This is a genomic window from Verrucomicrobiia bacterium (genome assembly GCA_035946615.1).
In the GTDB taxonomy this organism is placed as follows: Bacteria; Verrucomicrobiota; Verrucomicrobiia; order Limisphaerales; family UBA8199; genus DASYZB01.
The window spans coordinates 23,251-46,143 of the sequence record DASYZB010000143.1; the positions used below are offsets into that span (position 1 = coordinate 23,251).

Here is a 22,893-nt window from a genome sequence, read left to right on the forward strand (position 1 = left end):
CAACGTTTCAACGTTGGGGAGGCGGTGTGGGACCTACTAGTCCCGAAGGGACGGCTGAATCCGAACTCTTTCACCCTCTATTCATCCGTGCCTTCGGGACTAACCGTCGCCCCCGACGTCCATCCAATGCTGAAGCGTTGGGCTATTCCCAACCATCCCTCCGGGATGACTTCTGGGATGACTGAGCTTCCTGCCATGCCAGTTTTCGACTTGAGTCCTTAACCATGCCCCAGGAATATCGCCTCATCCTCAAGTACGCCGATCAGCCGGGTTACACACCGGACATCGAGTGTTATTTGCGCAATGGCGGGTATGAGATTTTGAAAAAGGCCCTGGCGATCCAGCCCAAAACGCTGGCTGATGGCCGAAAAATCAGTGGCCCGGAACAAATCCGAGACGATGTGCGCCTCTCGGGCCTGCGCGGGCGCGGGGGCGCCGGCTTTTCCTGCGGGTTGAAATGGTCGTTTGTTGACCGCAAGAGCGGCAAGCCGATTTACCTCATCTGCAACGCCGACGAGTCGGAACCTGGCACGTTCAAGGACCGGCAGATCCTCTACAAGGACCCGCACCAGATGCTCGAGGGGATGATCATCGCCTGTTACGCCAATGACGTGCATTTGGCATATATTTACATCCGTGGCGAATTCATGGAAGGCGGCAGGATTCTCAATCGCGCCCTCCAAGAAGCTCGCGCGCGCAGTTTTCTAGGCAAGAACATCCTAGGCAGCGGCTATGACCTGGACATCCATCTGCACCGTGGCGCTGGGGCCTACATCTGCGGTGAGGAAACCGGTTTGATCGAATCGCTCGAAGGCAAACGCGCATACCCGCGCATCAAGCCGCCTTATTTCCCCGCCGTGCTGGGCCTTTACATGTGCCCCACCATCGTCAACAACGTCGAGACCCTCTGCACGGTCAAGCACATCATCGCCATGGGCGGGGCGGAATTCGCGAAACTGGGCACGCCCAACAACACGGGCACGCGGATCGTCAGCATCAGCGGACACGTCAAGAAACCGGGTTACTACGAGATCGAGGTGGGCAAAGTCACCCTGGGCGAGCTAATCAATGAGCCGGTGTTCGGTGGCGGTTTGCGTGATGGCCGCAAGCTCAAGGCGGTGATTCCCGGCGGTTCTTCGGCGAAGGTTTTCAAGGCCGGCGAGAAGTTCAAGTTGAAACGCAAGGGACCGGACGGAAAGGATGTTGAAAAGGAATTCGACATGCTGGATTTGCCGTATGATTTCGACTCCTTGATTGGGGCGGGGAGCATGTCCGGTTCGGGCGCGATTATTGTGCTGGACGATTCAACGGATATCGTCGAGGCGCTGGCGAACATCAGCGAGTTCTATGCGCACGAGAGTTGCGGCCAGTGCACGCCCTGCCGCGAAGGCTCGCTTTGGATGGCCAAGGCATTGCACCGCCTCGCACATGGTGAAGGCCGCAAGATAGATGCGGATTACCTGGTCCGAATAGCCGATAATATCCCCGGAGGGCGCACTATTTGCGCCTTTGGCGAGGCCTGTTCCTGGCCTGTGCAGAGTTTTGTGGGTAAGTTCAAGGATGAATTTGTCGCTCGCGGAACGGAGGACGAGGAACGCAGGACTAACCAAAGCAAGCGCGCCGAATCAGCAGTAGAATTGAAAGCGGGCAATACATTGGCAATGAAAGAGATTTGAATGTCCATCGCAACTGCAATTGAACCAAAGCCCACTGCCCCGCCTACGGTTGATAAAATCCGGGTGAAAGTGGACGGCAAAGAAGTCGAGGTGCCTAAGACGACGCCGGACCCTCTTTCGGGCAAGCCGCTGCCGACGACCATGATTCAGGCCTGTGCCGTTGCCCAGGTGGATGTGCCCCACTATTGCTACCATCCCAAACTACATGTCGCCGGCAATTGCCGCATGTGCCTCGTCGAATTTGGCACGCCGGCCATGGGGCCTGACCGCAAACCAATTATCAACCCGGACGGCTCGCCTAAAATCGCCAAATCTCCCCGCCCTGCCATTGCCTGCGCTACCCCTGTCGCGCCAGGCATGGAAATCTATACCAACACACCCGCAGTCAAGCAAATGCGCGAAGCCGTCCTGGAATTCCTGCTGATTAATCATCCGCTGGATTGCCCTATCTGCGATCAGGCCGGGGAGTGCAAGCTCCAGGAATATTCGGTGGATTACGGCAAAGCCCAAAGCCGGTTCGCCGAAACCAAGGTGCACAAACCGAAGCGGGTGGATTTGGGCCCGCGCATTGTACTGGATGATGAGCGCTGCATCCTCTGCACGCGTTGCGTGCGCTTCACGAAGGACATTGTCGGCGATGACGCGCTGGGCATTGTCAATCGCGGCAGCTATAATGTCCTGACGGCTTACCCAGGCCGCAGGTTCGATAACAATTACACCCTCAACACTGTTGATATCTGCCCCGTCGGCGCGCTGACCTCGAAAGATTTCCGCTTCCAGATGCGCGTCTGGTTCCTCAAAGAAACCAAAAACATCTGCACCAGTTGCGCCACCGGCTGCAACATCGTTATCAGCTCGCGCCAGGGCAAAGTCTATCGGTACGAGCCTCGGGAAAACGACGCGGTGAATTCGGCCTGGATGTGCGACTATGGCCGGCTGAATTATAAGTGGATAGGGCGCGAGGACCGGCTCGTTGAGGTGCGTGGGCCGCAGCCCGAACTGCGTGGCTGGACGGCTGTGCTGGCGGAACTATCGCAAAAGGTCAACCAGGCCCCCCGCGGCTCGATCGCCATCATTGGCTCAGCGCGACAGACCAACGAAGAGCTTTACTTGCTCTCCAAACTGGCCCGGAAAGCTGGCGCGCTTACCGATTCGATCCCACGCATTGGGGAAGGTGACAAATTGCTGCTCAATGCCGACCGCAACCCGAACAGCGCCGGGGCGCGCCTGACAGGGATAGCGGCCGACCCGATGGGGTCCAATCTGCCTAAGATTGCCGAAGCCATTCGGGATGGCCGAATCAAAACATTAATCGTGTTTGGCGAAGATGTAACCAAACACGGGATAGGCGCAGACCTGCTCGCCCGGCTCGAGACCCTTATCGTCAGTGATATCCTGCCCAATGCCACTACCCGGGCTGCCCATTACTTGCTTCCTGGCTGCGCCGCCGCTGAGAAGCGAGGCACCTTCACCAATACCAAAGGCCGCGTGCAGAAGTTTATGAAGGCGGTTGAAGCTCGAGGGGACGCCCGGCCCGAATGGGAGTTTTTGCACGAGCTGGTTTTCGAGGTCACCGGCCAGGGCGGCTTTGTAAGCATCGAAGGGCTGTTTAACCTGATGGCCAAAGAGGTCGCGGCATTCAACGGGTTAAACTGGGCAGCCTTGGGAAACGCGGGCGTGACCATCAACCTTTGAGGGCAAAAAAACATGCATGACCTGAACCCATGAAATCGAATTTCCAAACCTCCAAACCCTGTAGGGGTGTCCTGTATGTAGAGACCGCGCCCACTTTCCATTTCCCTTTTGTTTTTTCAGCGGCGGGGCGGTTCAGCCAAAGGGTTAACATTATAACCGCCCGCCGCGGCGCTGAAAAAACAAAAGGGACAATCCGGCATGCCGGTTACTATAAACAGGCCACCCCTACGGGGTTTAGTACGCACTTGATCGGTAAACAATCGCTAAGTCTGCAGGGCCCCCGGCCGAGCTTACGCTAACTGCCCATGTTCGCCGCGACTGAACTAACGCCTGCGTCACAATTCGCGCTCTTCAGCGCCATCAAGATCATCTGCGTCTTCTCGGTGTTGATGTTCATCGTGGCTTACGCCGTGTGGGTCGAGCGCAAAGTTTCCGCAGCCATCCAGGACCGGCGCGGCCCCAATCGCGTCGGCTTGTTCGGCTTGCTGCAGCCGGCTGCTGACGCCGTCAAGGCCTTCTTGAAGGAAGATTTTACGCCGGCCCACGTGAGGAAGGCCTACTTCTGGCTGGCGCCGGCGATTGTGATGATCCCGAGCCTGCTCACCATCGCCATCATTCCTTTCGGCTCGCAATTGGGAGATCAGAAAATGGTTATCGCGGACCTCAATGTGGGCATCCTCTACACCTTCGGCATCGTCTCGCTTGGGGTTTATGGGATCGTGCTGGCCGGTTACGCAGCCAATTCCAAGTACCCGTTTCTGGGCGGCATCCGGTCCAGCGCCCAAATGATCTCCTACGAAATCGCCATGGGGATGTCGGTCATTCCGGTGTTCCTGCTGGTAGGCGGGTTGAACTTGAGCGAGGTGATTCAATATCAAACCGGCAGTTTCCTGCATTGGTTGATTTTCAAGCAGCCGCTCGCATTCGGCATTTTCCTGGCCGCGATGTTCGCGGAAACCAACCGGTTGCCTTTCGACCTGCCGGAATCGGAGCAGGAACTGGCCGGTGGCTATAATGTGGAGTACAGCTCGATTAAGTTCGCCCTGTTTTTCATGGGCGAATACGCTGCGATGACCGCTGCCTGCGCGATGATGGTGACGCTGTTTCTGGGCGGTTGGACTCTTCCAATCGCCGGGCTGGACCAACCCGCTCACACCATCGGAACAGGCATCCTCCAAATCTTTATATTTTTGGGCAAGATGCTGTTTGTGGAGTTCATGGTCATCTGGGTGCGCTGGATGTGGCCCCGCTTCCGCTACGACCAACTCATGGATTTGGGCTGGCGGCGCTTTATCCCGCTGGCCTTGGCCAATATCGTGGTGACTGCAATCGTGCTGTGGGGAATCGCAAAATGAACGCGCACGCACGCTAAATCGTTCGATGATCGTCAAACGCAAAAAGCTCAACCTTTGGGAGCGGCTTTACCTGCCCGCCATTATTGGCGGCTTTAAAGTCACCATCCGCCACTTCTTCCGCAAGAAAGTCACGATGCAGTATCCGGAGGAAAAATGGGTCGTTCCGGAGGGCTACCGTGGCGCCCCGTATTTGGTTGAAAACCAGGACGGCCAAATCAAATGCGTTTCCTGCCAGTTATGTGAGTTTGTTTGCCCGCCCAAAGCCATCCGCATTGTGCCCCCCGGCCCTGCGGGTGCGCCCGAGGCCGGCAACGTCGAAAAGGCGCCCAAAGAGTTCGAGATTAACATGCTCCGGTGCATCTTCTGCGGTTTTTGCCAGGAGGTTTGCCCCGAAGAGGCAATCTTCCTCATGAAAGATTATTCCCTCACCGGCTTGAGCCGCGAGGAGATGCTTTACGATAAAGAAAAACTGCTGGCCCTCGGCGGGATGCACCAGGACAAAATCCGCAAATGGCAGCGAAAAGCCGCCGAGGCCAGGGCGCAAGGCGTTCCGCCCTGAGCGCGGCATCGGGATTGGCTCAGATAGGGATTGCAAGTCCGGGGGCGTATCGTTACATCGTTGCGCCGTTAATTATCGGATTGACAGGAAAACTACGTGGCAGAATTCTTATTTTACTTTTTTGCGTTCTTGACGCTGGTGTTTGGATTCCTGGTCGTGCTGAATCCCTTCAGCCGGAACCCGGTCACCAGCGCCATGTTCCTCGTGCTGACGCTTGGGGCCTTGGCAGGGCTGTTCGTCCTGCTGCACGCGTTCTTTCTGGCGGCGGTGCAGGTGCTGGTTTATGCCGGCGCGGTGATGGTTCTGTTCCTGTTTGTTATCATGTTGCTGGACCTCAAGGCTGAGGAGGGCCGAAAAATCAAAATCTTCAGCGTTACGACTGGCATAGTTGCCGTAGGGGCTATCTTATTCATTTTCCTGCGGACATTACTTCATTCATCGCTCGGAGCCACGAGTCCCAGCGCGCCGGAAGGCGGCACAATTCCTCTCGGCAGGCTCCTCTTCACGAATTACCTGCTGCCTTTTGAGATTGTTTCCGTCCTGCTCCTGGTGGCCATGGTGGGCGTTGTATTGCTCAGCAAAAAGGAGCTGAAATGAACCCCATCGGCATCGAACATTATCTTGTGGTGAGTGTGATCCTGTTTTGCCTGGGGTTGCTGGGCGTGATCGTCCGGCGCAACTTGCTGGTAATGTACATGGGCCTCGAATTGATGCTGAACGCCGCTAACCTGGCCCTGGTGGCCTTTTCGCGGTTCAATCACAACCTGGATGGCCAGGTCTTCGTGTTTTTCGTGATCACGGTGGCCGCCGCCGAGGTCTCGGTTGGTCTGGCGCTGATCGTGGCGCTCTATCGCCGGCGCCAAAGCGCTCATGCCGAGGACCTCACAACTCTGAAGCTATAGCGTCACATGAACGCCCTGCCCTGGATCATTTTGTTCCTCCCGTTGTTTGCGGCGGCGTTGATCACCCTCTTCGCGCATTCGGACCGCAAGCTCAGCGCTGGTCTTTCCATCGGAGCGGTGGTGGCTGGGTTTCTTCTGAGCGCAGTGTTCGTCGGCGCCACTCATTGGGGACCTGCTCGTGAGACAGCGGTTCAATGGCTGGCGATAGGTGATTTTCAGGTCGAGTTCGGTCTGCGCTTTGACGCTTTGAGCCTGCTGATGATGCTGGTCGTAACCGGCGTGGCAGGGCTCATCCACATTTATTCCTGGGGCTATATGCGCGAAGACCCTGGGTTTTCGCGCTATTTCGCCTGCTTGAGCCTGTTTACCTTTTCCATGCTCGGCATCGTGCTGGCCAACAATTTCATCGAGCTATTCATTTTTTGGGAATTGGTCGGCGTTTCCAGTTACCTTCTCATTGGTTTTTGGTTCGAACGCCCGTCGGCTGCGGATGCCGGCAAGAAGGCCTTCCTGACCAACCGGCTTGGGGATTTTGGTTTCATTCTAGGCATCTTGACGGTCTGGGCCGTCTTGGGTTCGCTGAACTTCAGCGCGCTGCAAGAGAGAATCCAAGCCGACCCCCAAGCGCTGGGCACGTTGGCCACCGTTGCGGCGCTCCTGATTGCCTGCGGGGCGGCTGGCAAAAGCGCCCAGTTCCCGCTGCATGTGTGGCTGCCAGACGCCATGGAAGGTCCCACGCCAGTCAGCGCGCTGATTCATGCCGCGACGATGGTGGCGGCAGGCGTTTACATGCTGTGCCGCGTCCTGTTCCTGCTCAATGCCCCCGCTTTAACCGTAATCTCCTGGGTGGGCGGGTTTACCTCGTTGCTCTCGGCGGTCATCGCCGTGCAGCAGAACGATATTAAACGCATTCTGGCCTACTCAACCCTTTCACAATTGGGTTTCATGGTGCTGGGGGTGGGCTTGCACGGACCTGCCCAGGCCATGTTCCACCTGACAACCCATGCCTTTTTCAAAGCGCTGCTATTCCTGGCAGCCGGTTCGGTGATTATCGCGTTGCATCACGAACAGGACATTTGGAAAATGGGCGGGCTGCGCAAAAGAATGCCGGTCACGTTCTGGACTTTCCTGTTCGGCGCGATGGCCATATCAGCGTTTCCGCCGTTCAGCGGGTTTTATAGCAAAGACGCCATCCTCGCCCGCGCGGCGGCAGACCACGCCTATGGCCGCTTCGCCCTCGGCTGGGTGGTTGCGATTCTCACCACATTTTACATGTTTCGACTGATTTTCGTCGTCTTCGGCGCTTCGGCCAGGACCGAAGCCGCCGGCCACGCCAGGGAAACTCCGCCTGTGATGCTTTTCCCGTTGCGCATTCTGGCAGTGCTCAGCCTTATTGCCGGATTCATTGGGGTCGAGAATATCCTGAACCGCCAGTTTGAACCGGGTGCCGCCGAGCATCCGATGTCAGCGCCCATGCAAGTCATCGCGCCATTCGTCCAGGCGCCCGCCGCCGCTTCGCTCGGCTTGCTCGCGGTGGCGCTCGGTTTTTTTGCGGCTTACGCGCTGTATGCGGGCGCGCAGACCGACCCACTCCCAGCCAGGCTCGGGGCGCTCTCGGTTTGGATGCGCAACCGTTTTTATATCGATGAGTTTTACGAGGCAACATTCATCCGGTTGCACGACGGGTTGGCGGCAATCGCCGCCTGGATCGATCGCTGGCTGATTGCCGGTCTTGCGGTGCGCGGCACCCATGGAACCATCGAACTGATTGGCCGGGCCTTGCGCCAGGTACAGACCGGCAACCTCCAGACCTATGCCTTTCTCTTTGCGCTGGGCGTGGCGTTTCTCCTGTACTTCGTTCTGAAATAATGTCCACACTCACCTATATCCTCGGCTGGCCACTGTTTGGGGCGCTGGTGCTGGCGTTTGTGCCGCGCAATTTGCGCGTGGTAATGCGCTCGGTGGCCCTGCTGGCGACGCTGGTCTCGGCGGCCCTTGCCATAAAGATGTTCGTGATGTTCAACGGCGCCCCGGCCGGCCTTTACGGTTTCAAGTTTGAATCTCAGGCGCCCTGGATCGAGAGCCTTGGCATCAGCTATCACGTCGGCGTGGACGGCATCAACGCGGGCCTGGTTCTCATGGCCGCGCTGGTTGCCTTTGCGGCGGCCTGTGTTTCCTGGGAAATCAAAGAGCGTGAGAAGGAATTTTATATCCTGCTGCTGCTCATGGCCGGGGGCATCCTCGGCGCCTTCGCTTCGCTCGACCTGTTCCTGTTTTATTTCTTCCACGAACTGGCGCTGGTGCCGACCTTTATCATGATCGGCGTCTGGGGGCGCGGCGAGCAGAAGAACTATGCCACCTTCCAAATCACGCTTTATCTCAGCCTCGGCGCCCTCATCGCCCTGGTTGGACTGATTGCCCTCTACGTGCAAGCCGGCGCCGGCACGTTTGATATCCCCGTGCTGACCCGCATTTTGCACCAGGCCCCGCTCTCGCGCGCAGAACAAGGTTTCATCTTTCCGCTCCTGCTGTTCGGCTTCGGCATTCTCGTTTCACTCTGGCCGTTTCACACCTGGGCGCCGCCTGCTTACGGCTCGGCCCCCACCCCCACGGCCATGCTTCATGCCGGTGTGCTCAAAAAATTCGGCTTGTATGGCATCATCCGAATTGCCCTGCCGATGCTGCCCGATGCGGCCAGGAGCTGGATGGGCGTTGTAGCCTGGCTTTGCCTGGGCAACCTGGTTTATTGCGGCTGGGTCGCCATGCGCCAAAAAGATTTCAACTGGCTGATTGGCTATTCGAGCGTGGCGCACATGGGCTTTGTATTTCTTGGCATTGCCACCCTCAACCTCATTGGCATCACGGGCGCAGTGCTGGTCATGATCGCCCATGGTTTTCTGGCAGCGCTGGCCTTTGGGTTGAATGGCTTTATCTACCAGCAGACCGGCACGCTTCAAATGGACCAACTCGGTGGCCTGCTTCGTCGCCTTCCATTCATCGGCGGCGCATTGATCATGGCCGCGTTCGCCGGCTGCGGCTTGCCCGGTTTTGCCAACTTCGCCGGCGAGGTCACCGTGTTCTTTGGCGCCTGGCGGACGTTGCACGTCGTAACGATTTGCGCCATCTGGGGCGCATCGATCATCGGCGCGGTCTATTTGCTGCGCGCTGTTCGCGCGCTCCTGCAAGGGCCGTTGCCCGAGCGCTGGGCCGCAATAACCGATGCCCCCCACCTCTGGCGCAAAACGCCCTTTGCACTTCTGCTGGCCGGGTTATTGGTCTTCGGCTTTTTCCCGCGCCTTCTAACCGACAAAATCCAGAAGAGCGTCGAACCCATTGTGGCCCAGTTCTCCACGTCGTCAGGTGCCTATGGCATGATGCTAAACTCCAATCCGCCTGTTGTCGCCAGCGACAAAGATGCCGGCCTCCAATCCGTCACAATTCGACGGGCGCGCGCACGATGAATCTGGCCCTTCTGAGTCATGAATGGCTGGTGCTGGCTCTGGCCATTGGCTTGCTGCTGGTCGATTTGTGGGCGCCGCCTCGGGCGCGGCGCAATCTGGGTTACGTGGCTGCCGCTGGGATTCTCGCTATCTTTCTCTACAGCGTTTTTTTCGTGCGGATTGCTGCTCAGCCGGACGCCGTTCCAAGCGCTTTCAATAATATGTACCTCCTGGACGGCCTGGCGCTGTTTTTCAAACGCTTCTTTCTTCTCGCCGCGCTGCTCGTCCTGCTGATGTCGGTCGAGTTCGCCGAGCGCATCCAGGCAGGCATTGCCGAATTCTACGCCGTCATCCTGCTGGCGCTCATGGGAATGCTCTTTGCCTGTTCGGTGAACAATTTCGCGCTGCTATTCGTCTCGCTCGAACTGATTACGGTCTCCTTTTACGTCCTCACCAGCTTCGAGCGCGCCCGAACCACCTCGCTAGAGGCAGGGGTCAAATACCTCATTATCGGCGCGCTTTCCACCGGGTTTACTGTGTTTGGCATCGCCCTGGTTTATGGAATCTCGGGCAAACTCGATTTCGGCGACCTGGCGGCTGTGACGTCGCAGCATAGTGATAACCACATCTTTCTGTTTGGGCTCTTGCTCGTGATGGTCGGACTGGGCTTTAAAATCGCCGCCTTCCCATTTCAAATCTGGGCGCCTGATGTCTATCAAGGCGCTCCGACACCGGCGACTGCGTTCCTGGCGGTAGGCTCAAAGGCAGCCGGGTTCGTGTTGCTCTTGCGGGTGTTGTTCCTGGCAGTTCCGGCCATCACGGTGCAATGGTCGAAACTCCTCATTGTGACCTCCGCTATCACGATTCTGTATGGCAACCTCTGCGCTATTCCGCAAAGGAACGTCAAACGCTTGCTCGGTTATTCCAGCATCGCCCACGCGGGTTACATGCTCCTTGGCCTGGCGGCCATGGCTGCGGGCATTTCCAATACAGGCGAGGGCATCGGCGCAGGCGGCTCTGCAATCCTCTATTATTTGAGCGGCTACCTCTTCACGGTGCTGGGGGCCTTCACAGTCATTTGCCTGGTCATGCGTCAGGCCGATGGGGAAGATGTCTCCACCCTGGCGGGGCTCGGCCAGCGTTCGCCTTTATTGGCGGCCACGATGACCCTGTCAATGGTTTCCCTGGCCGGCATCCCGCCAATGGCCGGTTTTTTCGGCAAATTCCTGCTCATTAAGGCGGCCCTGGGTCAAGCCCAAGGCCCGGTGCAAAACGCGTTCTACGTTCTCGTCGCCATCGCCATCGCCGGGGTCGTGATGTCTCTCTACTACTATTTCGGCATCGTCCGCGCTATCTACTGGTCGCGCCAGGTGCCCGACTCGTCGCCTATCCCGATGTCCAGACCGATTCGCCTCTCGCTCTGCGTCTGTATCGCCGGGATGCTTTTTCTGGGCATCTATCCCAACCCGGTACTCAACCTCGCCTCACAGGCGATTAAAGCCTTGCACTAAGGGGGCCAGAACGGAGCGCAAATGCCTGATGGAGTGCGCCGGCAAAGCGCAGCGACGACGGCGCTTTTGCATGCTGCTGTGCCGAGCGCCCATCCAAAGCGGTGGCATCTCGCTTCGCTTGCCGCCGCACTCCACATGCTGCGCTTACCAGCTTACGGGCACGCTGAGCTTTTTGCCGAAGCGGTTGTGGTAATGGAGTTGGTGATTGTGAATGCCAAACTCGTGAACCAGCCGGGTCAGCTTCACGTCGTAACAGCAATACTCGGCGATTTCCAGAAGCCGGCCTTGTCTGAACCAATCGATGGCCTGCATTCCTTCAGCGGTTTTCTCGACCCCGAACGTCGCGCCGGCGATGGCGTCGAGTGAGAGCCGATGCTGGAGCCGGTTCTGCAAATCCAGCAGCAGGTCGAGCGTGGGCAGTTGGCGCAGGTCCAGCGCGGTATAACCGTGAAGGACCTCGTAATCGAACCGCAGATTGTTGAAGCCCACAATCAAGTCCGCCCGCTGCAATTCCCGCACCAGGTCATCGACCTGCCGTTCGTCATAAATCCGGTAACCCCCGCGCGCGGTGCTGTAGGTCACCCCGATACTCAATCCCATCCGGCTGATTTTGTCCCAACCGCCGACCTCCTCGGCCGACCGCTGGGTTTCCAGATCAAAATAGACAATATTCTTCATCCTGCGTCGAGTTCGTGACGCGTGATTTTAAGCAGCGGCTCACCCAAGGCAAAAGGAAATTGAAACTCGTTTGAAGATCGCGTTAAAACCGCAGATGAACGCGGATGAACGCAGATAGAAAGTTAAATTCCAATAATCCCAGCGCATCCTGCGGCGCGCCGTAATCCACCCGCGCTCGGTCGGGATCGGCGACGCGATTTGAGCTTGTCACCCGATTCGGGGTTTTGCTCCAATCGGATGGATTGAGCAGTCAGCAAGCCGAGCGGAGTAACGCCATGCGATGGACCGCACGTCGAGAGACATTCCCAAACCGAGAGGGAATGCATCTTCGCCGCCTGTTGACGGGTTGGCGAGAGTTGGCAGGGATGATGTGCCTGGCTTTGCTGCTGACGCTTTTGCCGGCGCTTGGCGCGCGCGGCGCACCTGCCGGCGCTGGCGTCGCGCAAGAGCCGGCGCCTGGCGTGAAATGCTGGCCATTAACCGTGCCTGCTGGCGGCAAACCGGGTTTCACACTGATGCCGGGCGCCAGCACCGGCATCCTGTTCACAAATGAGCTATCGTCTGCAGACGAAAACGCCAACCAGAATCTCTTGAATGGTTCCGGTCTGGCTTTGGGCGATTACGATGGCGATGGCTGGTGCGACATCTTCCTGTGCAACCTCGACGGCAGCAGCCGGCTCTATCGCAACCTGGGCGGCTGGAAATTTGAGGACGTGACCGAAGCAGCCGGCTTGGCCAATACCAACCTCCTGGCGCGCGGCGCGGTTTTTTCCGATGTGAACGGGGACGGATACCTGGACCTGTTGGTAACGTATTCCGGGAAAGGCACCCGTCTGTTTCTCAATGACGGGGCCGGCCATTTCCATGACGCGCGCGCCACTGAACTGGCGGACAATACCGGGAGCATGTCCATGGCCTTGGGCGACGTCAACGGCGACGGCTACCTCGATTTGTATGTGGCTAATTACGGTGAGAACACGATGCGCAGCGGCCTTAAGATCACCACCCGGATGGTGGACGGAAAGGAGCAGGTCATCGGACGCTACCGCAACCGGCTCAAGATTATCAATGGCAAGCTCGTCGAGTACGGCGAGCCGGGTGCATTTTATTTGAATGATGGTCATGGGCGCTTCCAGAAGAAGTCGTGGACCGACGGCACGTTCAAAGATGAAACCGGCGCGCCCCTCCAGCAAGCGCCTCGGGACCTAAGCTTCACGGCTGTCATCCGCGACATTAACCAGGACGGCAGGCCGGATATTTATGTTTGCAACGATTTCCAGGACCCGGACCGCCTATGGCTCGGCGACGGCCACGGTGGTTTCCGAGCCATTGCCCGCGAGGCGCTGCGCAGCATCCCTAATTTCTCGATGGCGGTCGATTTCGCCGATATCAATGGCGACGGCCTGGATGACTTCTTCGTGACGGACATGCTCAGCCGCTATCACTCCCTGCGCATGCGCGAGCTGCAACCCATGAGCCCCCCGCCCGCCTATACTCGCGAAGCGGCCTGGGACCGGCCCCAGGTGCGGCGCAATTTCCTTTTTGTAAATCGCGGCGACGGTTCCTATGCCGACATTGCCAATTATGCCGGCGTAGCGGCCTCCGACTGGTCCTGGTGCACCGCTTTTCTTGATGTCGATCTCGATGGCTATCCGGATATTCTGGTCGGCAACGGGCATTACTATGACACCCAGGACCTGGATGCTATCGAGCGCTCCAAGGCCTTAACCTCGGCTCAGCGCAACGACGGACGAACCCTGCTCTCGCTTTTTCCCCACCTTTTCATCCCGAATGTCGCCTTCCATAACCGGGGTGATTTCACGTTCGAGGAGCGCGGCCAGGCCTGGGGTTTTGATTCTACACAGGTTTCTCAGAGCATCGGTTTGGCGGATTTGGATAATGATGGAGACCTGGATGTGGTGGTGAACTGTTTGCGCGGCCAGGCCCTGGTTTATCGGAATAATTGCTCGGCCCCGCGAATCGCGGTGCGCCTGAAAGGCCGTGCGCCAAACACCCGCGGAATTGGAGCGCGCATCAAGCTGCTTGGCGGCGCGGTGCCGGTCCAGTCGCAGGAGATGACTTGCGGGAGCCGGTTCCTTGCAGGGGATGCCCCGTTACGGACGTTTGCCGCCGGCAACGGCAATGGGTCCATGACACTCGAAATCACCTGGCGCAGCGGCAAGCAAAGCGTTGTCCGGGGAATCAAGGCCAACTATCTCTATGAAATCGATGAGACGACCGTCCCTGCCGCGCCCGCGCCCGCAACAGTTCAACAAATCATTAGCCTTTTTGAAGATGTAAGCCCCGCGCTTGGACACCGACATACCGACCCGCCTTTTGACGATTTCAGCCGTCAATTGCTACTGCCCCGGCGCTTAAGCCAGCTCGGACCGGGCGTCGCCTGGGTCGATCTCGATGGCGATGGCCGGGATGATTTGGTCATCGGCGGCGGGCGCGGCACACCATTAGGAATCTACCTGAATGAAGGTCAAGGCCGCTGGAGGCGAGTTGAGAACGGATTGCCCAGCGGCCTTGCGGATGACTCCGCCGGGATAGTGGGCGGTGTTCTCAAATCCGGCCAAACCACCTTGTTGGTCGGGCTTGCTAATTACGAGCGCGAGCAAACCAATGGCCCCTCCGTGCTGCGCTTTAACTTTGCCGGACGCGCCGTGACGAACGAGACTTGCCTCGCGGGTCTTGGCGCCAGCACTGGGCCGCTTGCTTTAGCTGATGCTTTTGGCAACGGTTCCCTGGCGTTGTTTGTTGGGGGGAGGTTGGAGCCGGGGCGCTACCCCGAGCCTGCCGACTCGCATCTGTTTATCAACAAAGACGGTCAGTGGAAGCCGGATAGCCCCACCGACGCGCTTCTCGCCAAAGCCGGATTGGTGACCGGCGCCGTATTCAGTGACTTGGAGGGTGACGGCTTTCCGGACCTGGTTTTGTCGTGTGAGTGGGGACCGATTCGCGTATTCCGTAATGATCGCGGCCAGTTCCGGCCTTGGGACATTCCACTAATTCAAGCTCCGTCGAGCGCCAAGGGAATATCCGGGTTTGCTTCAAGGGCATCGAAGCTCAGCGACCTCCCGGGATTGTGGACTTGCGTGGCCAGCGGCGACTTCGACGGTGATGGCCGGATGGACCTGGTCATTGGGAATTGGGGTCTTAACAGTTCCTATCAACAGGTCGCCCCTGGTCCCTGGTACCTTTATTATGGCGATTTCAACCAGGATGGCGTGGTGCATTTGATCGAGGCCAACCACGATGCGGCCTTGAACCAGGTGGTCCCGTGGCGGGACATGCTTTTTATGGAAAAGGACCTGCCCTGGTTGCGCGCTCGCTTCCCCACACACGCCGCGTACTCACAGGCTTCCTTAAATGACATCCTGGGCGACCTTATGCCCCGGGCGCGCGTTCTCAAAGCCGAGTTTCTGGGGTCCATCCTGCTGTTGAATCGAGGCGATAAATTCGAAGTCAAACTGCTGCCTGCTGAAGTTCAATGGTCGCCTGCAATGGGTTTAGCCGTTGGAGACCTCGATGGCGACGGGCATGAAGACTTATTTGTAAGCCAGAATTACTTCGCCGTGCGGCCAGAGGATGCCCGCTTGGACGCCGGGCGAGGACTGTTGTTGCGCGGGGATGGGCGGGGCGGATTTTCACCCGTCGCCGGCCAGGATAGCGGGATTCGGGTATATGGTGAACAGCGCGGATGCGCTGTGGCCGATTACGACGGGGATGGGCGCCTGGACCTGGTGGTGACCCAGAACGGCGGGGAGACAAAGCTCTACCATAATCGAGGCGCCAGGCCAGGGTTGCGTGTGCGCCTCGATGGTCGGGAGGGCAACAGGGCAGGCATTGGGGCAGTGATGCGGCTGCAGTTCAACTCGAGGATGGGCCCAGCCCGCGAGGTGCATGCCGGCAGTGGATTCTGGTCACAGGATAGCGTGACACAAGTGATGGCAACACCGGAGACGCCCAGCCAAATCTGGATTCGCTGGCCTGGCGGCAGAACAACAACAAGCCCAATACCGGCGGGGGCAACAGAGATTCGGGTGGATGATAAAGGGACTCTGAGAACTAATCGCTAGTATCGAGCATTACTGGTTGGAGAAAGGTTCCAAGGGCGGCTGAGTCCTCGCCTGAGCGCGCGCCTGTTTTGCTTTCGCCAGTAATCTCGAGGCGGGTTCAAAATCCGGTTTCAGGCGCAGCGTGGCCTCAAACTCGCTGACAGCGCCATCCAAGTCTTGCTGGCTCAGGCGGGCCGCGCCTAGATTGTAGTGGGCTTCCACGTAATCGGGCTTGAGGCGGATCGCGTCGGCAAAAGCGGCTATGGCCTCATCCGTTTTGTGCTGCCGCGCCAAAGCGTGCCCAAGATTATTGTAAGCCATGGGGTCCTCGGGATCGATTTGGAGCGCCGCCCGGAAATGTGTGATTGCATCGTCCAGTTTCCCATCTGCCAGGAGCAGATTCCCCAGGTTATTGTGCGCTTCGGCGTAATCGGGATAAATCTTCAGCGCCTCGGCGTATTCCCGCTCTGCTGCTGCGCGCTCGCCTTTCCTGGCCAGGGCCAAACCCAGGTCGTAATGGGCATCTTCATCGTTGGGGTTGAGCTTCACGGCTTGTTGAAGCTTAACCACGGCTGCATCGGCGTCTCCCTGCTTCAAAAGCGTTGTTCCCTCGTTGATCAGTTGGTCAGCAGCCTCTTTAGGCAACGGCTTCGGGCGGGGGCCGGGCGCCGCGCGCGGCTGAACGGCATTTTGGGTCATTGTGCCGGGGTGCAATGCGGGACCATTGGGCGCCGTTGTAAAGTGAGTCCCTTCCGCCGGCCCTCCCCTGTGGCGCAACGCAACCAATGCTAACACCAAAACCCCCTCCGTAACCAGAAGCCACCACAATCCGCTGGGACAGAATCCAGGTTGCTTTGTTTGCAATCTGCTCTTGAGCTGCGCGGATTTGAGCTTACCCACTGAATTGTTCTGCCATTAGCAGTGTTAGCGCCGGATTTTTTCCCGGGCGGCTTCCAGGATGCCCCGCTCGCGCTCAGTCAGGCTTTGAATGCCATGGGCGGAGATTTTATCGAGAATCGGATCGACTTCTTTGCTCAGAAATTCGTCGCGCGGCAATTCTTCTTCGGTTTTGCTGCGGCTCCAGCGCCCGCTGGAACTCGACCCAACCTTCACCAGCCGGCGCGGGGTTTGTGTTCCCACGCGCCGCAGGCGTGGCCAGTGGAAATTCCAATGCATGGCGTAGCGAACAAACGCGAGGCCGGTCAGCATGCCGCCCAGGTGGGCTGCGTCCGCAATATGCACCCCGGTGGTGCTGTTTTCCGGGCTCAGCAGCCCAATGACCACCAGCACCCCGCAGAGCACCAGGAGGTACTTTGCTCGAATCGGAATAATGAAGAACAGCAAAATGACACGGTCGGGAAAAAGCAGGGCGAAGGCGGCCACCAGCCCAAAAGCCGCAGCGGATGCCCCCAAAACCGGCGCGGCAAACCAGCGCCCCAGGAACAGGCCCGCAAGCGTTTGCACCAGACCGCCTATGATCCCGCTGGAAAAATAAAGCGCCACAAAAGCTTTGCGCCCCAGGGCCTCTTCGACCTCCTGCCCGAAAACATAAATAGCCCAGCAATTGAACAGCAGGTGAAGCACGCCGACGTGCATGAATTCGTAGGTGATCAACTGCCACACATACCCATGCTTCAGTCCGTCCAGGCTCAGAGCAAAGTAGTCATTAACGGGGAAACTCGTAAATTGCTGCAAGGCCAACTGGAGCACGAAAACAGCCACGTTCACCATCAGCAGCAACACCGTAATCGACCGTCTCGCATCGAACGGCGACTGGCGCATATAATAGCGGTCCTCTAACATATTGACTGGCTTAACCTAGTCGCGGAGCAAAGATTTTTCAAACTGGCTTTTGACCCGACAGCGATTGAACAGGCTTTCGGCACATTTATTACGTGTTCCTCCAGCCGGTTCCCAGGGTTTGAAGGGAAAATCCATCTTTGGTTTCAGAAGCCACCAGCGTGCGCATCCCTGGCCGCAGCCCGCCAACATGCTGATGCCCCTCCTGGCCGAGGGTCAGCAGGGCCGTCGAGAGGGCGTCGGTCTCGGTTGCCGAAACGCAGGCAACGGCGGCCAAAACCGCGCCGGCCGCCGGCCATCCGGTGCGCGGGTCGAGGATATGGCCGTAGGTCTTGCCTTCAGCTTGGAAAGATTTTCCCCAAACAGCCGAGACAGACAGAGCCTCGTCCCGGAGTGAGATCGAGATAAATAACTCCGAATGCGATGCCGCGCCCAGTTGGGGACTTTCGGCAGAGGACAAAGCCGCCGATAATGGGGGTCTGTCTGGGGAGAAGGCGGGCCTTAGAACCGCACAAGAGCCGGTTTCGGGAGATTCTTGAGGCGCCACGCGGCTCGCTGGATGTTCGATGGCCACCTGCCAGGCATCGGCTCCGGGTGGTTGCCCCAAGGCGTAGATGGTGCTGGTGCCCCCGTGAATCAGGGCATTGGTCACGCCCGTTTCGCGCAGCACATCCGCGGCTCGCTGGATGGCATATCCCTTGCCTATCGCCCCCAGATCAATCATCACGCCCTCGCGCGCGAAACGGACCGTCACATTCTCCGGGTCCAGCAGGACCAATCCCATGCCTACCTTGGCACGAGCCTCGGCAATTTGACCTGGGGATGGCAAGCTGCCGGACCCGCCCATAAAACCCCAGCATCGCACCAGAGGCGCAATAGTGATGTCAAAGGCGCCTCCGGTTTCCTGGTGCAATCGCCTGGCGTGCTCGAGCAGGCGAAAGAGCGGGGGTGTTACACGCACCACTTCTCGCGCCGCGCGCGCATTGAGACGGGCGATTTCGCTGCTGGGCCGATAAAGGCTAAGCTGGGCTTCCAGCCGGTCGATTTCATCGAGGGCTTCTTCGCCAGCCGCCCGTAAGCTCACCGGGTTGTCCCCGTGTAACACAAGCTCAAATCGGGTTGCCATGGCATGCCGCGCGAGAGTGACAGTGGGCATAAAGGCATCCTTATCGCAAGGCCGCAAAGAAGCACAGGCGCAACGAGTTTCCGCACTCAAACGGACAGAATCGCGGCGCGGCACAGCCACAACCGAAAGGACAGAGCCGTAACAAAGTCACCGGCGTCGGGGGCAAAGAACGCCGGCTACACCCAGCGGAGGAAAAACCCCTTTTGTGTGAGGCTAATCCAGCCCCGCGTTGCGCCTCCGCACCTTTGGGTCTCTGCGTTGAATCCTTGCTCAGGAAAGCGGCAGCGTCCCGTAAGTGATAGGGTCGTATTCCTTGCCGCTGGCATCTTTGACCTTGCGGCTCTTTTCGTCGAACATGCAGGTCGTCTTCAACCGGTCCGACATCTCGGCCAGCGAAATGACCGTCTGGACCCGGATGGCCAGGTCGATGTCGGCGTTGGGCTGTTGGCCGGACCGGATGCAATCAAACCAGTTCTTCTCGTGAACGCGAATATCCTCGGGCTGCAGCCCGGCAAAGTTGTTCGGGTCGATGTCATCGGCGAATTCCTTCTCCGGAATGAGTTCAACGCGTTCGCCGCTGCTGCCGATGTTGAGCGTCGCCTTGTGTGTATAGATGACAAAACCAGGGCTCTTGGCGTTCACGCTGCTGGTCGTGATGGTAATCAGATACCCGCTGGGGAACTCGGCCAGGAATTGGATGTGTTCGGCCACTTCCCGTTCCGGTTGGCCCGGCACAGCCAAATCACTATGCACATTATGTGTCCCAATCGCATTGACGCGCACCGGGAACTCCGGGGTGCCGGAAGCCAGCATCAGCGGATGGAGCTTGTGAGGGACCAGGTCCCCCAGCAACCCCGCGCAATATCGGTAGTACTTGCGCCAGCGATGAAAATGTTCCGCGCTGAAGGCCGAGCGGGTCTTGATATTGGGCCCTAGCCAGCGCTCCCATTCGATGTTCTCCGGCGTGGATTCAATCTCGATCGGATAATTCCATTCGCCGCCCACGCTGTTGCGGCAATAATAACCTTGCGACCAGACAAGCGTCCCGAGTTTGCCGCCCTTGATCAACTCGGCGCACTTGTGCCAGCCGCCCGCCGAGCAGCCTTGGCTGCCCACCTGGAAGATCTTTCCGGTCTTTTTCACCGTGTCATGCACTCGGAATGCCTCGCCCAAGTACCGGCTCATGGGTTTTTCGCAATAAACGTGCTTGCCGGCTTCCAGGGCATCAATGGTGATCTGGGCGTGCCACGGGTCATGGGTGGCAATCAGCACCGCGTCAATGTCTTTTCGTTCGAGCAGCTTGCGGTGGTCATCGTAAAGATCGGAATCTTTGAGGTTGGCCTTTTCCTTTGCAAAACTGCGTCGCTTGTTGAAGACGTCGCAGGCAGCCGCGACAACGGTATTGTTTTCGTTGCTCTTCTCGTGAATACCAATCAGATGATTCTGGCCAATGCCAAAACCGACCCCCACCACAGCGACCGCGATGCGGTTATTGGCGCCGGTTGCGTTGGCCGACGGCGCCTGGTTCTGGCCATAAACCGGCGTTCGAAACAACGGGGTGGCGGCAACTGCCGCAGCGGCCGTAGCTGTTTTCTTGATAAAATCCCGGCGCGGCAGCCCGCCCGGCACAGAGGTTGCATCTTTTTCCATAAAGAAGTTTTATTTTGATACCTTACGTTACCGCAGGTTTGACGAAGATTAATGAAAAGGAATTCGCGGTCAATAGCGCATTCGCGCCCCAAAACCGCCTAAAGAATTCTTTGAACCGCGGAATACGCTGAAATCACAACCTCAAGCAGCGGGCTTCTTCGTTTTGCGAAGCCTGGCCAACTCGCCGTGGGCAAGGACCACATCCGGGTCGCGTTGGAGGGCCTCGTAATAGTGCTTTGAAAAGCCCTCTCCGGTTTCTGTGGGGACCAGGAGACGTTGAGATTGGTTGGCCAAAGCTTCAGCCCCGGCCATGGTCAGGTGCTCCTTTGGATCGAGGGCTTCATCAATCGAGACGATCAGTTGCGACAGGGGACTCAACCAAGCGAACCAAGGGTCAGTGGTCAGGAGTTGCAGAAAATGGCTGGGGGAACGTATCTTCCCCATCGTTTTCTCGTAGTCCACCCGCTCGGAATCGACCAGGGCTTTGTGAAGATTGAGCAACGAGGCGCGCAGCGTTTCGAGGCGCTGCCGCACACCCTCGGGCTCCGGCTTGCGCTGTGTTGCATCCTGTTTCATCAGGCCCAACATAGCACAAATCTCCGCCGCCGAGGCGGCTTTGGTCCGCGCGAAGCGTTTTGGAGGACTCCCAGCGCTGTTCCGCGCGAAGCGTCATGGACTGCGCCAGCCCTCTGGCACTTTTGGCCGCACCTTGCGTAATATTCCGCTGCTACGCCCAGAGTTATTGAATTGGGCGGGCGAGGTCAGAATGAACGGACATCCAAAAGCGGTAGAGGACTACCGCAGTCCAAAACGCTAGCGCTACTTCCGGCGCTGTTCTGCGCGAGGGGTCTTGGCTTTGGCCTTTTGCAATTTGTGACCGTATTTTCGTTTGAACCGGAAGCACGAGGCGAACTCTGTTCGTCCTTCATCATTCTCCCAGACCTCATGGTAGCGCGGTTGGCGTGGCAGGCTGCGCAACCGGCGCTGTTTGAGGATATTGCCCTCAGGATCACAATCCAGCTCCAGGAATCGCGCCGGATGGTTCCGGTCCCAACGATTTGAGAGGATGACGAGAATTTTGCGTTTCATGCTCCCCTGCAGATTGCCAGAGAACCTGGTCCGGGTCCATTTCCTTCATGATTTGGAGTAGTCACCTACTAACCAGGAAAATTAAAAGGACTAAACTGCGCCAATCATGAAATGACTGCATGAGAATTCTCCTGCGCAATACCCAGACGGGCCTGTTCTATGCCGGACCCGAAAAATGGACGGAGCACGACGCCGAGGCGGTGGATTTCGAAAAAACGGACCGGGCCCTGGACACCGCCTGGGCAAGCCGCATCGCATCGGTCGAGGTCCTCGTGCGATTCGAGGAGCCCTTTTTCGAGATTCCACTGCGAGTGGTGGGGTTCGGCAAATAAGGCTAGAACGCGCCGTGTTCCAGGCGGGCGATGCGCTCCTCGAGGGGCGGGTGCGACGCAAATAGCGACAGAACCCCCCGGCGGGGACCCGAAATCTTAAGCGCCTGAAATGAGGGATGCTGCTGTGCTTCGGCAGCAACGGCTGCCGGGTCGTTCAACCGGGCCAGCGTTTTCAGGGCATTAATCATGTTTTCCCGGCCCGCCAGGCGCGCCCCGCCTGCGTCGGCTCGGAACTCGCGCCAGCGAGAGAACCAGCACACCACGATCATGCCCAGGATGGAGAAAACGGTTTGGAACAGCATGATGAGCATCCATTCCACAATGCCGCCCCCGCTATCGCGCTCATTGCGCGAGCGCAATGCCTGGCTCACCACAAATGCCAAAACCCGCGCCAGGAACAAGACGAACGCGTTGATCACCCCTTGAATCAGGGTCATCGTGACCATGTCGCCATTGGCGACGTGGGTTATTTCATGCCCCAGGACCCCCTCGACATCCTTGGAACCCATCCGTTGGAGCAGGCCGCTCGATACCGCCACCAGCGCCCGCGAGCGGGTTGGCCCGGTGGCAAAAGCGTTTACCTCATTAGATTCATAAATCCCCACCTCCGGCAGCTTGGGCAACCCCGCAGCCCGGGCCAGGCCATGCACCGTCTCGACCAGTTCTCTCAGGCGCGGGTCGTTCGTGTCGGGGGGAATCACCTGCACACCCATCATCCACTTGGCCATCACACGCGACAGAGCCAGCGAAATAAACGCCCCGGCAAAACCCCAAACCAGGCATAGCACCGCCAGACCGGCCAGATGCCCTTGCGGGAAGTAGTTGCCCACCCGAAGCAAACCCAGAATCACCGTGATGGTGAGCATCACCAGGATGTTCACCAGGACGAATAGGAATATTCTTTTCCCGATTTGAGCCATTTTCATAATTAATAGACTACGCCGTTCGCAATAGCATACCGACTTACCCGGCTTTTGCAATGCCCCGCCCCATTACATCGGGATGACATTTTTGTA

The 22,893-nt window shown here is 58.3% G+C and carries 19 protein-coding genes; 11 read left to right on the forward strand and 8 right to left on the reverse strand.

Annotation, left to right across the window (positions count from 1 at the left end):
• Window positions 1-224: 224 nt before the first annotated feature.
• From nuoF to VG146_20845, 9 genes are all read left to right on the forward strand, one after another.
• Complete coding sequence (nuoF, locus tag VG146_20805; GenBank protein ID HEV2394798.1) at window positions 225-1,676, forward strand: NADH-quinone oxidoreductase subunit NuoF; 1,452 nt, start codon at window positions 225-227, stop codon at window positions 1,674-1,676.
• Window positions 1,677-3,371 carry a molybdopterin-dependent oxidoreductase gene (locus tag VG146_20810; GenBank protein HEV2394799.1) on the forward strand — a complete coding sequence of 565 codons (1,695 nt, stop codon included), beginning with the start codon at window positions 1,677-1,679 and terminating at the stop codon, window positions 3,369-3,371. It begins immediately after the preceding gene.
• 305 nt (window positions 3,372-3,676) lie between these two features.
• Entirely contained in the window at window positions 3,677-4,726 is a 1,050-nt protein-coding gene (gene nuoH / locus VG146_20815) for an NADH-quinone oxidoreductase subunit NuoH (protein ID HEV2394800.1), read from the forward strand.
• Window positions 4,727-4,751: 25 nt separating this feature from the next.
• Window positions 4,752-5,285 (forward strand): NADH-quinone oxidoreductase subunit I, encoded by a 534-nt coding sequence (locus VG146_20820; GenBank protein ID HEV2394801.1) that lies wholly within the window; start codon window positions 4,752-4,754, stop codon window positions 5,283-5,285.
• Window positions 5,286-5,381: 96 nt separating this feature from the next.
• The gene (locus VG146_20825; protein HEV2394802.1) at window positions 5,382-5,882 is read left to right on the forward strand and encodes an NADH-quinone oxidoreductase subunit J; all 501 of its coding nucleotides are present in this window, start codon (window positions 5,382-5,384) and stop codon (window positions 5,880-5,882) included.
• Entirely contained in the window at window positions 5,879-6,187 is a 309-nt protein-coding gene (gene nuoK / locus VG146_20830; GenBank protein HEV2394803.1) for an NADH-quinone oxidoreductase subunit NuoK, read from the forward strand. Before VG146_20825 ends, nuoK begins: the two co-directional genes overlap by 4 nt.
• Before the next feature lie 6 nt (window positions 6,188-6,193).
• A complete protein-coding gene (gene nuoL / locus VG146_20835) occupies window positions 6,194-8,056 on the forward strand; it encodes an NADH-quinone oxidoreductase subunit L (GenBank protein HEV2394804.1) in 1,863 nt (620 codons plus the stop codon).
• Window positions 8,056-9,648: an NADH-quinone oxidoreductase subunit M gene (locus VG146_20840; GenBank protein HEV2394805.1), complete on the forward strand. Its 1,593-nt coding sequence runs from the start codon at window positions 8,056-8,058 to the stop codon at window positions 9,646-9,648. The genes nuoL and VG146_20840 overlap by 1 nt, the downstream gene beginning before the upstream one ends.
• Window positions 9,645-11,138 carry an NADH-quinone oxidoreductase subunit N gene (locus tag VG146_20845; protein ID HEV2394806.1) on the forward strand — a complete coding sequence of 498 codons (1,494 nt, stop codon included), beginning with the start codon at window positions 9,645-9,647 and terminating at the stop codon, window positions 11,136-11,138. Before VG146_20840 ends, VG146_20845 begins: the two co-directional genes overlap by 4 nt.
• A gap of 144 nt (window positions 11,139-11,282) precedes the next feature.
• On the opposite strand, the gene VG146_20850 is transcribed toward VG146_20845, so the two are convergent.
• A complete protein-coding gene (locus VG146_20850) occupies window positions 11,283-11,816 on the reverse strand; it encodes a ribonuclease H-like domain-containing protein (protein HEV2394807.1) in 534 nt (177 codons plus the stop codon).
• 320 nt (window positions 11,817-12,136) lie between these two features.
• Here VG146_20850 and VG146_20855 point away from each other — a divergent pair, with 320 nt between their 5' ends.
• Entirely contained in the window at window positions 12,137-15,901 is a 3,765-nt protein-coding gene (locus VG146_20855; protein HEV2394808.1) for a VCBS repeat-containing protein, read from the forward strand.
• A gap of 9 nt (window positions 15,902-15,910) precedes the next feature.
• Here the strand turns inward: VG146_20855 and VG146_20860 are convergent, their stop codons facing one another.
• From VG146_20860 to VG146_20885, 6 genes are all read right to left on the reverse strand, one after another.
• Window positions 15,911-16,675 carry a tetratricopeptide repeat protein gene (locus VG146_20860; protein ID HEV2394809.1) on the reverse strand — a complete coding sequence of 255 codons (765 nt, stop codon included), beginning with the start codon at window positions 16,673-16,675 and terminating at the stop codon, window positions 15,911-15,913.
• A 129-nt stretch (window positions 16,676-16,804) separates the two neighbouring features.
• Window positions 16,805-17,662, reverse strand: coding sequence for a rhomboid family intramembrane serine protease (locus tag VG146_20865; protein ID HEV2394810.1), 858 nt, complete (start codon window positions 17,660-17,662; stop codon window positions 16,805-16,807).
• Window positions 17,663-17,771: 109 nt separating this feature from the next.
• Window positions 17,772-18,836, reverse strand: coding sequence for an FAD:protein FMN transferase (locus VG146_20870; protein ID HEV2394811.1), 1,065 nt, complete (start codon window positions 18,834-18,836; stop codon window positions 17,772-17,774).
• Between the two features lie 240 nt (window positions 18,837-19,076).
• Window positions 19,077-20,456 carry a Gfo/Idh/MocA family oxidoreductase gene (locus VG146_20875; GenBank protein HEV2394812.1) on the reverse strand — a complete coding sequence of 460 codons (1,380 nt, stop codon included), beginning with the start codon at window positions 20,454-20,456 and terminating at the stop codon, window positions 19,077-19,079.
• 141 nt (window positions 20,457-20,597) lie between these two features.
• The gene (locus VG146_20880; GenBank protein ID HEV2394813.1) at window positions 20,598-21,032 is read right to left on the reverse strand and encodes a hypothetical protein; all 435 of its coding nucleotides are present in this window, start codon (window positions 21,030-21,032) and stop codon (window positions 20,598-20,600) included.
• Between the two features lie 243 nt (window positions 21,033-21,275).
• Window positions 21,276-21,545 carry a hypothetical protein gene (locus VG146_20885; protein ID HEV2394814.1) on the reverse strand — a complete coding sequence of 90 codons (270 nt, stop codon included), beginning with the start codon at window positions 21,543-21,545 and terminating at the stop codon, window positions 21,276-21,278.
• 119 nt (window positions 21,546-21,664) lie between these two features.
• Here VG146_20885 and VG146_20890 point away from each other — a divergent pair, with 119 nt between their 5' ends.
• Window positions 21,665-21,877, forward strand: coding sequence for a hypothetical protein (locus VG146_20890; protein HEV2394815.1), 213 nt, complete (start codon window positions 21,665-21,667; stop codon window positions 21,875-21,877).
• A 2-nt stretch (window positions 21,878-21,879) separates the two neighbouring features.
• On the opposite strand, the gene htpX is transcribed toward VG146_20890, so the two are convergent.
• Complete coding sequence (gene htpX, locus VG146_20895) at window positions 21,880-22,797, reverse strand: protease HtpX (protein HEV2394816.1); 918 nt, start codon at window positions 22,795-22,797, stop codon at window positions 21,880-21,882.
• Window positions 22,798-22,893 lie beyond the last annotated feature (96 nt).

What these genes read in the sequence shown, in the direction of transcription:
- nuoF (HEV2394798.1), top strand. Translation starts at nt 225, where the DNA reads ATGCCCCAGGAATATCGCCTCATCCTCAAGTACGCCGATCAGCCGGGT.
- VG146_20810 (HEV2394799.1), top strand. Translation starts at nt 1,677, where the DNA reads ATGTCCATCGCAACTGCAATTGAACCAAAGCCCACTGCCCCGCCTACG.
- nuoH (HEV2394800.1), top strand. Translation starts at nt 3,677, where the DNA reads ATGTTCGCCGCGACTGAACTAACGCCTGCGTCACAATTCGCGCTCTTC.
- VG146_20820 (HEV2394801.1), top strand. Translation starts at nt 4,752, where the DNA reads ATGATCGTCAAACGCAAAAAGCTCAACCTTTGGGAGCGGCTTTACCTG.
- nuoK (HEV2394803.1), top strand. Translation starts at nt 5,879, where the DNA reads ATGAACCCCATCGGCATCGAACATTATCTTGTGGTGAGTGTGATCCTG.
- nuoL (HEV2394804.1), top strand. Translation starts at nt 6,194, where the DNA reads ATGAACGCCCTGCCCTGGATCATTTTGTTCCTCCCGTTGTTTGCGGCG.
- VG146_20840 (HEV2394805.1), top strand. Translation starts at nt 8,056, where the DNA reads ATGTCCACACTCACCTATATCCTCGGCTGGCCACTGTTTGGGGCGCTG.
- VG146_20845 (HEV2394806.1), top strand. Translation starts at nt 9,645, where the DNA reads ATGAATCTGGCCCTTCTGAGTCATGAATGGCTGGTGCTGGCTCTGGCC.
- VG146_20850 (HEV2394807.1), bottom strand. Translation starts at nt 11,816, where the DNA reads ATGAAGAATATTGTCTATTTTGATCTGGAAACCCAGCGGTCGGCCGAG.
- VG146_20855 (HEV2394808.1), top strand. Translation starts at nt 12,137, where the DNA reads ATGCATCTTCGCCGCCTGTTGACGGGTTGGCGAGAGTTGGCAGGGATG.
- VG146_20865 (HEV2394810.1), bottom strand. Translation starts at nt 17,662, where the DNA reads ATGCGCCAGTCGCCGTTCGATGCGAGACGGTCGATTACGGTGTTGCTG.
- VG146_20870 (HEV2394811.1), bottom strand. Translation starts at nt 18,836, where the DNA reads ATGCCCACTGTCACTCTCGCGCGGCATGCCATGGCAACCCGATTTGAG.
- VG146_20875 (HEV2394812.1), bottom strand. Translation starts at nt 20,456, where the DNA reads ATGGAAAAAGATGCAACCTCTGTGCCGGGCGGGCTGCCGCGCCGGGAT.
- VG146_20880 (HEV2394813.1), bottom strand. Translation starts at nt 21,032, where the DNA reads ATGAAACAGGATGCAACACAGCGCAAGCCGGAGCCCGAGGGTGTGCGG.
- VG146_20885 (HEV2394814.1), bottom strand. Translation starts at nt 21,545, where the DNA reads ATGAAACGCAAAATTCTCGTCATCCTCTCAAATCGTTGGGACCGGAAC.
- VG146_20890 (HEV2394815.1), top strand. Translation starts at nt 21,665, where the DNA reads ATGAGAATTCTCCTGCGCAATACCCAGACGGGCCTGTTCTATGCCGGA.
- htpX (HEV2394816.1), bottom strand. Translation starts at nt 22,797, where the DNA reads ATGGCTCAAATCGGGAAAAGAATATTCCTATTCGTCCTGGTGAACATC.